General features: G+C 72.3%; 13 protein-coding genes and 1 tRNA gene. 7 read left to right on the top strand and 7 right to left on the bottom strand.

Features of this window, described 5'->3' with window-relative positions; translation table 11 throughout:
* The first annotated feature begins 90 nt into the window (after window positions 1-90).
* A complete protein-coding gene (locus IEZ27_RS08955) occupies window positions 91-801 on the top strand; it encodes a FadR/GntR family transcriptional regulator (RefSeq protein WP_189646766.1) in 711 nt (236 codons plus the stop codon).
* On the opposite strand, the gene IEZ27_RS08950 is transcribed toward IEZ27_RS08955, so the two are convergent.
* The gene (locus IEZ27_RS08950; protein WP_189646765.1) at window positions 798-1,382 is read right to left on the bottom strand and encodes an HD domain-containing protein; all 585 of its coding nucleotides are present in this window, start codon (window positions 1,380-1,382) and stop codon (window positions 798-800) included. The genes IEZ27_RS08955 and IEZ27_RS08950 overlap by 4 nt on opposite strands.
* A gap of 31 nt (window positions 1,383-1,413) precedes the next feature.
* Between IEZ27_RS08950 and IEZ27_RS08945 the strand changes: the two genes are divergently transcribed.
* Together IEZ27_RS08945 and IEZ27_RS08940 are read left to right on the top strand one after the other, a co-directional pair.
* On the top strand, window positions 1,414-2,280 hold the full coding sequence (locus IEZ27_RS08945) for a DUF4429 domain-containing protein (RefSeq protein WP_189646764.1): 867 nt from the start codon (window positions 1,414-1,416) through the stop codon (window positions 2,278-2,280).
* Between the two features lie 41 nt (window positions 2,281-2,321).
* Window positions 2,322-2,882: an NADAR family protein gene (locus IEZ27_RS08940; protein WP_189646763.1), complete on the top strand. Its 561-nt coding sequence runs from the start codon at window positions 2,322-2,324 to the stop codon at window positions 2,880-2,882.
* On the opposite strand, the gene IEZ27_RS08935 is transcribed toward IEZ27_RS08940, so the two are convergent.
* The 4 genes from IEZ27_RS08935 to IEZ27_RS08920 form a co-directional block, all read right to left on the bottom strand.
* Window positions 2,883-5,297: a helicase-associated domain-containing protein gene (locus IEZ27_RS08935; RefSeq protein ID WP_189646762.1), complete on the bottom strand. Its 2,415-nt coding sequence runs from the start codon at window positions 5,295-5,297 to the stop codon at window positions 2,883-2,885.
* Window positions 5,298-5,379: 82 nt separating this feature from the next.
* Window positions 5,380-5,456, bottom strand: a tRNA-Lys gene (locus tag IEZ27_RS08930).
* Between the two features lie 41 nt (window positions 5,457-5,497).
* Window positions 5,498-6,421: a nucleoside hydrolase gene (locus IEZ27_RS08925; protein ID WP_229823700.1), complete on the bottom strand. Its 924-nt coding sequence runs from the start codon at window positions 6,419-6,421 to the stop codon at window positions 5,498-5,500.
* A gap of 276 nt (window positions 6,422-6,697) precedes the next feature.
* The gene (locus IEZ27_RS08920) at window positions 6,698-7,090 is read right to left on the bottom strand and encodes an OsmC family protein (RefSeq protein WP_125637085.1); all 393 of its coding nucleotides are present in this window, start codon (window positions 7,088-7,090) and stop codon (window positions 6,698-6,700) included.
* Between the two features lie 52 nt (window positions 7,091-7,142).
* Here IEZ27_RS08920 and IEZ27_RS08915 point away from each other — a divergent pair, with 52 nt between their 5' ends.
* Both IEZ27_RS08915 and IEZ27_RS08910 read left to right on the top strand, forming a co-directional pair.
* The gene (locus IEZ27_RS08915) at window positions 7,143-7,838 is read left to right on the top strand and encodes a ferredoxin reductase domain-containing protein (RefSeq protein WP_125637086.1); all 696 of its coding nucleotides are present in this window, start codon (window positions 7,143-7,145) and stop codon (window positions 7,836-7,838) included.
* A gap of 50 nt (window positions 7,839-7,888) precedes the next feature.
* Window positions 7,889-8,662, top strand: a complete 774-nt coding sequence (locus IEZ27_RS08910) for an FAD:protein FMN transferase (RefSeq protein ID WP_189646760.1) — start codon at window positions 7,889-7,891, stop codon at window positions 8,660-8,662.
* A gap of 6 nt (window positions 8,663-8,668) precedes the next feature.
* Here the strand turns inward: IEZ27_RS08910 and IEZ27_RS08905 are convergent, their stop codons facing one another.
* On the bottom strand, window positions 8,669-8,944 hold the full coding sequence (locus IEZ27_RS08905) for a hypothetical protein (protein ID WP_125637088.1): 276 nt from the start codon (window positions 8,942-8,944) through the stop codon (window positions 8,669-8,671).
* 116 nt (window positions 8,945-9,060) lie between these two features.
* On the opposite strand from IEZ27_RS08905, the gene IEZ27_RS08900 reads away from it, so the two are divergent.
* Window positions 9,061-9,441, top strand: coding sequence for a phage holin family protein (locus IEZ27_RS08900; RefSeq protein WP_125637089.1), 381 nt, complete (start codon window positions 9,061-9,063; stop codon window positions 9,439-9,441).
* A 10-nt stretch (window positions 9,442-9,451) separates the two neighbouring features.
* The gene (locus IEZ27_RS08895) at window positions 9,452-10,783 is read left to right on the top strand and encodes an aromatic amino acid ammonia-lyase (RefSeq protein WP_189646759.1); all 1,332 of its coding nucleotides are present in this window, start codon (window positions 9,452-9,454) and stop codon (window positions 10,781-10,783) included.
* On the opposite strand, the gene IEZ27_RS08890 is transcribed toward IEZ27_RS08895, so the two are convergent.
* Window positions 10,725-11,708: a LacI family DNA-binding transcriptional regulator gene (locus IEZ27_RS08890; protein WP_229823699.1), complete on the bottom strand. Its 984-nt coding sequence runs from the start codon at window positions 11,706-11,708 to the stop codon at window positions 10,725-10,727. The two genes, IEZ27_RS08895 and IEZ27_RS08890, sit on opposite strands and share 59 nt — an antisense overlap.
* Window positions 11,709-11,881: the final 173 nt, after the last annotated feature.

Below are 11,881 nucleotides of genomic sequence, written 5' to 3'. Positions count from 1 at the left end.
ATCTTGTGCGTAACGTGGACGCTAAACGCCAGGGCGTCTTGAGGTCAACAGAGGATTTCCGGAATGTTACCTACGATGAAAGGAAGCTTCATGACCGCAGTCCCGCGTCCGGCCCGCCCCAGCCGGGCGGTCGAGGCCCAAGAGGGCGTCAAGGACCTCATCGTCAGACGCGGGCTGGTCGCGGGCGATCCGCTGCCCACGGAGTCGGAGCTCATGGAGGAGCTCCAGGTCAGCCGCAACTCGATCAGGGAGGCGCTGAAGGCCCTCCAAGCGGTCGGCATCGTCGACATCCGCCACGGCTTCGGCATGTTCGTGGGCCGGATGTCGCTGTCCGGCCTGGTGGACGAGCTGGCCTTCCACAGCCGCATCACCCTGCAGAACGGCAGGAACCACCTCGCGCACCTCATCGAGATCCGCGAGATCCTGGAGAGCGGGCTCGTACAGCGCCTGATCGACCTCGGACCGGAGGCCGACCTGACCCCGGTGGCCGACGTCATGGCCCGCATGGACCACGAGTCGCAGGTCGGCGAGGTCTCCCCCGAAACCGACCGCCTCTTCCACGACCTGCTATACCGGCCGCTCGGCAACCCGCTGGTCAGCCAGCTGCTCGGCGCGTTCTGGGACGTCTACCACCAGCTCCGCGACCACCTCGGCGCCCCCGACGAGCCGCCCGGCGACGTGGCCAGGCGGCACCGCGACATCTACGCCGCGGTGCTGGCCGGCGACCGGACGGCCGCGGTGGCGGCCGTCTACGCGCACTTCGACGGCGTACGCAACCGGCTGGCCCGGCTGGGGGGCTAACCCGGGTAGCGGGCCACCCGCCGGGACCACGGCTCGCGCCACTCCTCGTACCACCGGGCGAACCAGGGGTGGGGCGCGGCCAGCGGCAGGATGTACGCGACCGTCTCCAGGTAGTAGCGCTTCTGGAACCGCCACGGCATACGCTGCAACTCCTGCACGTTGCTCACCCGGTCGGCCAGCTTCACGAGCACGGCCTGCGCCGGGGCCTCGGCCAGCGTGGCCAGGTGGTCGGACTTCCGGCCGTTCGCAGGCCTGGTCACCCAGCGTACGAGCCCGGTCACGTCCGCGCCGAAGCGCCGCGTGAGCTCCTTCTCGGTGCACGGCGTGTCCTCCAGCACGTCGTGCAGCACGATCGCGGTCAGCACGTCGGGGTCGCGCACCTGCGCCCCGGCCGCCGCCACCTCCAGCGCCTCCAGCAGATGCTCCACGTACGGCCGCCCGGTGGGACGTTGCTGCACGCCGTGCTGCACCCGCGCGAATCGCACCGCCTCACGCACCCTGTTGACGGCCTGCGACGGGAGCACCTCGGCCAGGGGTCCGGCGGCCTGGCCCCACGACATCCAGCTCGTGAAGATCTTCATCAGGCTCCTCTCGACGTCCTAGGCTGAGAATATGACCGAGATCGCCGTTCCTGACGGCTCGTGGACGTTCAACGGAGAGATGCTGCGCGTCGTCCCCGGCGGTGACAAGAGCGTGCACGAGCTCCGCAAGGTGCTCGGCGAGGTCGCGGTGCCGCTGGAGGCCATCGCGAGCTGCGCGTTCGAGCCCGGACGCAAGGGCGGCCAGCTCCGCCTGCGCCTGCGCCGCGGCGCAGACCCCCTGTCCGATCTCGTCGCCGGATCGTTGTCCGCGCCCGCCGACCCGTACCGGCTGGCCGTGCCCAAGGAGCGCGCCGGCGCCGCCCAGTACTTCGCCGACGAGGTCCGCGACACCCTGGAGATCTACCGGACGCCGAGCGGCCCCTGCGAGCACCACCTGCTGCCCGGCCCCGCCGTCCCCGTCTCCGCCACGGCGGGCGACGGCACGGCGAGCTTCGACGGCGAACGAGTACGCCTGGAATGGACGGGGTTCGCCAGCTCGGAGAAGGAGCAGGCGGGGACACAGGAGTTCCCGCTCGCCGACCTGGTGGGCGTGGAGTGGAAGCCACAGTCCGGCCTGGGTTACGGCACGCTGCGGTTCCGGCTCAAGGGCGACGGGCCCGGCGGCTCCCCGCAGAAGGACCCCCGCTGCGTCTCCTGGGGCATCCAGCGTTTCGGCGGCGCGACGGCGCTGGTCGGGGCGGCGGTGCTGGCCCGGCTGCCCCGCGAGCAGCCCGAGGAGCCCGAGCAGCCCGAGGCGCTCGAACCGCCGGCCCCCGCCGGTGACACGCACGACGCGGTGCTGCGCCGCCTGGCCGAACTGGGCGAACTGCACCGCTCCGGCGTGCTGACCGACGAGGAGTTCAGCGCCGCCAAACAGGCCATGATCCGCCGCCTTTAATCGGCTTGGCGGGCATCCGTCTCCTATGGGACGGTTGAGCGGTGTCCGACCAGCTTCCCCGTACCGTGGACGAGGCCGTCGCGGCCGAGCGGAACGGCCGCCGCCTGCGTTACCTCTACTTCTGGGGCCACCGCCCGGCCCGCGACGGCGGCGTCGGCCAGGGTTGCCTGTCGCAGTGGTGGCCGGTGACCTTCACCGAGGACGGCCACACCTTCGCCTCGGCCGAGCACTACATGATGGCCCACAAGGCGTGGTTGTTCGGCGACCACGACAGCGCCGCCGCCGTCCTGCGCGCGGCGAGCCCCGCCGAGGCCAAGAAGCTCGGCCGCGCCGTACGCGGTTTCGAGGAGGCCGTGTGGGACGCCCACCGGCTCGACATCGTCACGCGGGGCTCCCTCGCCAAGTTCGGCGCGCACGCGGACCTGCGGGAGTTCCTGCTCGGGACCCGCGCGCGCGTACTGGTCGAGGCCAGTCCGGTGGACCGCGTGTGGGGCATCGGCCTGGCCGCCGACGACCGGCGCGCCGCGTCACCCTCGACCTGGCGGGGGCTCAACCTGCTCGGCTTCGCCCTGATGGCGGCCCGCGACGCGCTCGACACCTGATCAGGTCAACACCTTGGTGATCTTGGCCAGGTCCAGCCGGCGGAACTCGGCGGACTCGTGGCACCACACGTCCAGGTCGGCGCCGCGTACCTCGGGGGCGCTGACGGTGATCTCCTCGCCGTCGTAGACGATCCGGGCCGTGCCGTGGTACTGCAGCTCCATCGCCACCCGTTCGCGGGGCTTGGGCGGCAGGCCGGTGGCGTACCGGGTGAACACCTCACGCAGGCCATGGAAGACGGGGGCGGGCTCGCCGGCGGTGCGGGCCAGCCAGGCGGCGGCGCGGGCGGCGCCGAGGACCACCGGTTCGCGGCGGGCCGCCGGGCGGGCGGGGGCGCGCCTGGGCGGCGCGGCGGCCACCGCGAGCGAGCCGTCGGCCGCGTGCTCGACCGGGGCGTACCCGGCCTCCCTGAGCAGGGCCAGGGTCTGCGCCGGGTCGAGGGCGCAGGCCAGTACGGTGGGCGCGAGCAGGCGCGGACGCAGCTTCGCCAGCCTGCGGTGCGCGGCCAGCTCGGCCAGCAGCACGGGGTCGTCGCCCACCACGCAGCAACCCACCGGGAGCACGCCGATCTCCCCGTGGCGCCGGTCGACGTCCTGGATCAGGTACGTCAGCGGTTGCGGCAGCGGGCCGGCGGCCACCTCGGCCAGGGCGGTCACGAGGTCGGCGGCGGTGTGGCCGGCGTCCAGGGCGCGGCGTACCGAGGACGGGCCGAACCGCCACGTGCCGCCGGACTCGCGGTCGGCGGCCCGGTCGAGGACCTCGGCGAGGGCGGCGGCGGGCGGTCCGGTGACGACGGCGGTCAGGTCGGTCCCGAACAACGCCTGCTGCCGCGCGACGGCCAGCAACCCCTCGGCCGCCTCCGCCACTCCCCCACCCGCTCCCGCCTCCCGCCTGTCGCCCGGCCCCGCGTCCCCCTTGCCTCCGGGGCGCGGTTCCCCCAGGCCCTCGTGGATGACGGAGGCGGGAAGGGCCGCTTGGAGGGCGAGGCCGGGCGGGCTGAGGGCGTCCGCGCCGACCAGCCCCAGCAGCCTCGACTCCGCCAGGACCGCCAGCACGACCTCCCGGCAGCTCGCCCGCTGCACCAGCGGGAGATGCCAGCTCGCCGCCGCCGCCACCTCCTCGGCGTCCACCACGGCCGCCCCGGCGGGCAGCAGCCCGTACACCACCTCGCGGATGACGCTCGACGGCGTGCCCGAGCCGGCGGGGGCCAGCGGGTTGCGCGGTTTGCCGCCGTACCGCCGGGTCGGGCTGATCGGCAGCCGCCACCACGCCTCGACCAGCGCGGCGTAGCGGCCGGCCGGCGACAACTCCAGCCACCCGTCGTAACCCCTGGTCGGCGAGACCCCCGTACGCCGCGTCTCGGTCGTCCGGCGGGTGCGCACCTGGGTGACCGCGTTGGCGGCCAGCAGCCCGGCGGCGTGCGTGAGGTCCAGCAACAACCGGACCTCGTCCTCGGCGCAGCTGAGCCGGTCGGCCAGGCGGCGCACCTCCTTGACGCCGACGCCGCCGCCCTTCAGCTCGGGCAACGGCTCGGCCGCCGCGGCCTGCAACAGGGCGGCAGCCCGGTCCAGCAGGCGCAGGGCGGCCACGGACGCCTCGTGCGCGACGTGCCCGGCGGCGACCGGCGCCGTACGGACCGGGGGACGCTCGACCGGGAGATCGACCAGGTGGTCGGCCCCGCGCAGCGCGAGCGCGACCTCCATGGGCATCACGTACGTACGCTCCCAGTCGGCGCTCCACACGAGCCCGTGGTCGCGGGCCCACCGGGCCGGGGTCGCAGGGCGCCGCGGCTGATGGTGGCCGCGCGGCGGGAACTCGTCGAGCACCCGCGCGGGCCCGCGCCAGACGAAGTCGTCCAGCAGCTCGCGGGTGCCGCCCGGGGCGCGGGCGACCAGCCGGGCCAGCTTGTCCGGGTCGCCGAGCGCCGCCGCGATCGACTCGACCAGCACCGCCTTGCGCGGCGTGCCCGTGCCGCCCAGCCGCCGGAACACGTCGGTCAGCTCGGAGACGGTGACCTGCGCGAGCACCCCGGCCAGGTCGGGGCCGAGCCCCAAGGGGGTGGGCAGCACCGCGGGCAACCCTGCGGCGAGACGCAGCTCCCCGCCCTCCCCCCGCCGTACGAGCGCGGCGCGTTCGAGCCGGTCGATCAGCGCGGAGCGGTCGATCCCGGGGCCCACGAGGCTGGACAGCGGCCGCCCGCTGCGGGCCGAGACCAGGATCGTCTCGGCGAGCACCAGGCAGGGCAGCGGTGTGCGGGTCAACGCCAGGTGCACCGACTCCGGCGCGTCGAGCCGTTCGGCCACCTCGACCAGCCGCCGCGGCGGCACCGGCCGCAACACGTCGGGCCGCAGGTCCAGCAACCCGGCCAGCCTGTCCTGATCCAGCCCCGTCAGCCACTCCAGCAGCGTCTCGTCCACCCGTCGATTGTCGCAGCGGTGGCGGACGTGCGCCGCGCATGCGAAAACCCCCAGCTCCAGGCCCGGAACTGGGGGTTTCAGGTGGTGCGCCGCCAGGGACTCGAACCCCGGACCCGCTGATTAAGAGTCAGCTGCTCTAACCAACTGAGCTAGCGGCGCAACAGGGATAACTGTATCAGCCGCCGGACAGTGCCCGCGCATCACCCGAGCCGCCGCCCCAGCCGCCCGTACGCCCCCAGCACCAGGTCCCAGAAGCCCTTCACGTCCACGGACGTCGCCACCAGCGCGTTCGCCTCCCGCCCGCGCAGGTTGAAGTCGGTGACGGTCATCCCCCGCGTGTACGTCCCCATGGTCTCCACGTTCACCACGGCCGGCACGCAGGTGAACAACGAGGGGTCGAGCACGTACGCCACCGCGCAGGCGTCGTGGATGGCCGGTCCGCCCTCGGCCGTCACCACGCCGTAGAACTGCGCGGCGGGCACCAGCAGCTCCGACAGCCGGCCGAGGGGGCGCATGCGGTCGAGCACGTCCGTGGTCACCAGGGCCGACAGGGTCACGTCCAGGCCGAGTTGCCGTACCTGCCAGCCGGCCTCGAAGACGATGGCGGCGGCCTCGGGGTCGGCCAGCATGTTGAACTCGGCCGCCGGGTTGTGGTTGCCCCGCGTGTACGAGCCGCCCATGATCACCAGCTCGCGGGCCCACTCCACGACCCGGGGCTCGCGGCGTACGGCGAGGGCGATGTTGGTCAGGGGGCCCACCGCGATCAGCGTGATCTCGCCGGGTGCGGCGCGCAGGGCGTCCATGATGAAGTCGACCGCGTGGCCGTCCGACAGCGGGCGTACCGGGGCGGGCAGGACGACGTCGCCGAGGCCGGTGGCGCCGTGCACGTGGCCGGCGCGGACCGTGCGGTGCAGCAGGGCGCCCGCGCTGCCGGGTGTGACCGGCACGTCGCCGAGGTCGAGGAACTCCCGGAGCGCCAGCGCGTTCGCGGTGGTCAGCTCCAGGTCGACGTTGCCGCCGACGGTGGTGACGCCGACCACGTCCAGGTCGGGGGAGCCGGCCGCGAGGGCCAGGGCGAGCGCGTCGTCGATGCCGGGGTCGCAGTCGATGAGAACTTTCTTCACACCGAAGGACAATACGCACAAATCACGGCGAGGGTGGTTCCTGGACGCAGGCATGGATCGGGGCCGGGCAGTTCCCCCAAATCTGCCCGGCCCCGATCGGTGGCGGTCCAGGCCGACGTCTTCCCCCAAAAACGTCGGCGGTCCCGCACTCGCGGACCGCGGTCCCCCTCCGCGTCCGCATCGGTGAAGGTCTTTCGGCCTCTCGACCTGCTCCAACGCTACCGAGACGAATGCAACGGTCGCGTCATAACGGGGTCGAATAAGCGTTTAATCCGACTACGGAAGTTCCAATCGAACCTCTGTGCCTTCCTGCAACGATCTGCTCACCGTGCAGTACTTCTCGTGCACCCGCCCGGCCACCGCCCGGAACACCTCGTCGGCCTGCTCCGAGGGCAGCTCCACGTCATAGGTGACCGTCACCGGCCCGAGCTTGTTCGGCTCGACCTTCTCCGACTCCACCGTCATGGCCAGGCGCACCAGCCGGTGCCCGCGCTTGGCCGTGAGCGGCTCGACGGTCACGATGTTGCAGCCGCCCACCGCCGCGAGCAGCAGCTCGACGGGCGTGAACACACCCTCCTCGTCGCCGCCGCCGATCTTCACCTCGGCGCCGCGGGCGTTCGTGGCCCGGAATCCGCCGTCTTCTGTCCGCTCAACACGCACGTTAGCCATGTTTCAGACCTTACTCAGAAAGCTCTCATGTTCCTTCAGCATCGTCATAGGCATGGCTAGTGAGGTGAATGCGAGTCACGGTCCCATCCTCTTCTGGTGCGGGGTCGCGGTCGCCGAGTTCGGCGCGATCCAGCCGGGCTTCGGCTACCCCTGGCGGCCCACCGCGTACGCCGCCGCGGCGTTGCTCGTCGCGCTCGGCTTCGTCACCGTCAAGGCCGCCGACCTGCTGCGCACCGAGCAGGCCAGGCAGCGGCTGCGGCTCGGCGGCTACCTGGCCGGCGCGCTGCTGGTGGCCCACGAGCTCAGCTCCAGCGCGTACGTGACCGAACCCAGCCGCGTGGGGTCGCTCCTGCTGTACGCGATGGCGGCGGTCATGGCCGTACGCAGCCACACGGTCGCGCCCGAGACCAGAGGCAGGGTGCTGATCGCGACCGGCATGGACCCGCAGACCCTGCGCTCCAGGCTGACCGGCGACACCGTGGCCGTCTACCGGACCGAGCGCGCCACCACCGAGCTGCGCGACCTGGAGGCCAGGTACGGCCTCATCCTCGTCACCGGCGCCGAGCACGACCCGAGGGCCAAGGAACGGATCAGCGCCTCCGGCCTCGGCCGTGAGATCCCCGACATCGCCGAACGCGAGGTGGTCGTCGAGGGACCGCGCCGGTTCACCCGGTACGTCGGCGGCGCGTTGTCACGCCTCGCGGTCCCAAGATCACAGGTTCATTTCAAAGCCGGGCAAAAGGTTTAGGCTCACATTACGGCCGACGTGAGAGCGTGGGCGGCGGACAAGGAGGCCAGGTGACGATTTTCCCCGGAAGCGCCCGTGTCGACACGGTCATGGGCATGCCCGTCAGCGTGGACATCCGCACGGTTCTGCCGGCCAGAGAGCTCACCCCCCTGATCGACGACGCCTTCTCCTGGTTGCGCTGGGTGGCCGACACCTTCAGCCCGGCCAAGGAGGACAGCCAGATCTGGCGACTCAACCATGGCCTGACCATCAGGCAGATCCCCGAGCTCATCGAGGTCCTCCACCGCTGCGAGGAACTGAGCGAGGCGACGGGCGGCTGGTTCGAGCACCGGATCAACGGCGTGCTCGACCCCTCCGGCTACATCAAGGGCTGGGCGCTGGAACGCCTGTCGCGGGCCCTGTGCAACGCGGGCGCCGGTGACCACCGCATCAACGCGGGCGGCGACATCCGGGTGCGCGGCTCGGCCGCCCCGGGCAAGCCGTGGCGCGTCGGCATCCGCGACCCGCGCACCGACGTCGTCAGGAAGGTCCTGTACGCCCACGACCTCGGCATCGCCACCTCGGGCGGCGCAGCCGTCGTCGACCCGCGCACCGGGGAACGCCAGGAGACGCTGGGCTCGGTCAGCGTGATCGGCCCCGACCTCGGCGTGGCCGACGCCTACGCCACCGCGATGTACGCGATGGGCCCCACCCTGGCCAGGCGTTTCGCGGCCGACCTCGCCGAGGCGGGCGCGTACCAGACGATGATCGTGCTGCGGGACGGCAAGGAGGTCAGCACGCCCGGCATCTCGGGGATCGCCGCGCAGGCGCGCCTGGCCGGCTGAGCGCGGTCAGGCGTCGGGATGCTCGCGCAGGTATTCGAGATAGATCGGGCGCAGCGCCTCGCCGAGCTCACCCTCACCCGCCGCGATCGCATCGCTGAGCAGCGCGGAGACCCGGCTGAGGTCGTTGGCGGTCTCACTCTCATGACCGCTGGCGGCCTCGGCGGCCGGGATCACCTTGAGCAGGTTCCACAGGAAACCCAGATCCCCATGGCGTACGGCGTAACTCACCGCTCGGTCGTGCAACTCCGCCGCGGGCAACGACTCAAGACCATTAGCGTCCATCCCGCTCCCTTTCCCGACTTGAGTCACAGGTAACCGCTGACTACTCTCAGCGATCAGTCGTGATCCTCCTGTCGGCCTATCGCATCGGCGGATCTCAAGTGGGAGGATCAATCAGCGTGAGATTCATCATCAGAACCGTCGCGGCAGCGGCGGCCCTCTGGGTCGCCATGCAGTTCATCGACGGCATCAGGGTCACCGCCCCGGAGAACTCGGCCAAGTACTGGGGAGTCCTGCTCCTCGTGGCCCTGATCTTCGGCATCGTCAACGCCATCGTGAAGCCGATCGTCAAGGCGCTGGGCTGCGCGGTCATCGTGCTGACCCTGGGCCTGTTCCTCCTCGTGATCAACGCGGCCATGCTGCTGCTGACCAGCTGGATCGCCGGCCAGTTCGACATCCCCTTCCACGTCGACAACTTCTACCCCGCCGCCTTCTGGGGCGCGATCATCATCAGCCTGGTCAGCTGGCTGCTCGGCCTGTTCATCCCCGACAACGACTGATCCCCTCTCCATGAAGCTCAACGGCACCGCCCTGACCTGCGCGCAGGTGCACGAAGCCGCGTACGGGCGGACCCGGGTCTCGATCGGTCCCCTCGATCGGGCCCGGGCGTCGTGGGCCACCGCCCAAGGACTGACCGGCCCCGTCTACGGCCGCAGCACCGGCGTGGGCGCCAACCGGGACGTCCGGCTCGACTCCCCCGGCCTCGACCTGCTGCGCAGCCACGCCTGCGGAGCGGGTCCCCTGGTGGAGGCCGAACGTGCCAGGGCCATGCTCGTCGTACGGCTCAACCAGCTCATGGCGGGCGGCTCGGGCATCGATCCGGCCGTACCTGCCGTCCTGGCCGAGGCGGTCAACGACGGGTTCACGCCGCCGGTCCGTACGTACGGCGCGATCGGCACCGGCGACCTCGCGGCGCTCGCGATCACGGCCCTGTGCCTGCTGGGCGAGCTGCCGTGGCGGCGCGACGGGCTTGAGACGGCCGGGCCGCGCTTCGTGTTCGCCTCGGGCGACGCGCTGCCGTTCATCAGCTCGGGCGCGGCCACGCTGGCCGACGCCGCCCTGGCCTGCCACCGCCTGGGCGGGCTGCTCGACGCCGCCGTGGACGTGGCCGCCCTGTCCTTCACCGCCGTGGACGCCTCCGCCGAGCCGCTGGCCGGGGCCGTACAGGAGGCCAGGCCCCACCCGGGCCAGGCGCGCGTGGCCGGACGGCTGCGCGGCCTGCTCACCCACGAGCTGGCCACCCGCGTCCAGGACCCCTACGGCTACCGCGCCTTCGCGCAGGTGCACGGCGCGGCCGTGGAGGCGTTGGAGCGTGCCACCGCGACCGTCGAGACCGACCTGAACGCCGCCACCGAGAACCCGCTCATCACCGGCACCCTGGCCTGGCACAACGGCAACTTCCACTCGGCCCCGGTGGCCCTGGCCCTCGACGCGCTGCGGGCCGCGCTGGCCCAGACCGCCCAGCTCAGCACCGCCCGCCTGGCCACCCTCATGAACCCCGCCTACACCGGCCGGCTGCCCTTCCTCGCCGACCGGCCGGGCGCCTCCGGCCTGATGATCCTTGAGTACGTCGCCCAGGACGCCCTGGCCGAGCTGCGCCACCTCGCGACACCCGTGACGACCGGGACCGCGGTGATCTCCCTGGGCACCGAGGACCACGCCGGTTTCGCCACCCAGGCCGCCCGTCACGCGCTGCGTTGCCTCGAACCCCTGGAGATCGTGCTGGCCTGCGAACGCGCCGCGGCCGTACGGGTCCGGCGCGGGGCGAGCCCCGACCGGCCGCTCACCGACGAGCTGGACGAGGCGCGGGCGGCGCTTGCGCGACCGAGCCACGCTCCCTGAGCGTCGGCTCCTGGACGACGCGGCGGCGGCGGGTGCCGCCGTCGGCCGCGGCCACGATGAGGCGCACCGCGGCCCTGACGATGCCGTCGATGTCCCAGTCGACCGTCGTCAGGCCCGGGGTGAGCAGGCCCGACATGGGATGGTCGTCGTAGCCCATGACCGAGACGTCGCCGGGGATCGACAGGCCCAGCTCCTGGGCCGCGGCGTAGACGCCGTAGGCGATGGAGTCGGCGAAGCAGAAGATCGCGCCGGGCCTGGACGTGGAGAGGATCTCGTGAGCGGCCGAGGTGGCCGCGGCCAGGTCGTGGGGGGCCGTGACGACCTCGATGTCGAGCCCCAGCCGGTCGGCCTCGGCCAGGACGTGCACGTCGGCCGGACGGTCGGGCGTGCTCGCCTGCGTGGGCGTGAGCACGGCGACGCGGCGGTGGCCGAGCCCGGCCAGGTGTTCGAGGGCCAGCGTGACGCCCCGGCGGTTGTCGAAGACGACCTCGCCCGCCGTGCCCGCCAGCGCGTCGCCGATGGCGACGACGGGCAGCGACTCGCACAACTCCGCCCAGAACGGCGCGGCCGGGTCGACCGGCTGCACGATCATGCCGTCGACCCGCTGGTCGCGGAGCTGCTGGGCGAGCACGCGCTCACGGTCGGGGTCGCCGACCGCGTCGAGGATCAGGGCGTAACGGTCCTTCTCCCGCAGGCCCCGGCTGATGCCGACCGCCAGCGACTGCTGCCACAGGTCTTCGAGCGAGCCGCAGAGCAGGCCGATCATGCCCGTGCGGCCGCTGGCCAGGGCCCTGGCGATGGGGTCGGCCTCGTAGCCGAGCTCGGCGGCGGCGGCGCGGACGCGCTCCATCGTCTCCTCGGAGACCTGCATGCCGCGCAGCGCATAGGAGACGGCCGCCGGAGACAGGCCGGTCGCGCGGGCCACTTCCCGAATCGTCGCTCTCTTCCGCGGCATCCAGCCAGCCTATTGCCTGTCACCGACAGAAGCCGGGCGCACTGCCACGCTCGCGGGCTTCTTCTTGGCTCTTCGCAGACAGGAGAACCGTTGACAAATAGGACAGTGAAGCGGTTCACTGAACCGTATCACTGAAACGGTTC

It is taken from the genome of Nonomuraea spiralis (assembly GCF_014648435.1).
Classification (GTDB): Bacteria; Actinomycetota; Actinomycetes; order Streptosporangiales; family Streptosporangiaceae; genus Nonomuraea; species Nonomuraea spiralis.
The sequence above is the reverse complement of the archived record's forward strand: the minus strand, read 5'-3'. Positions and strand labels throughout refer to the sequence as shown.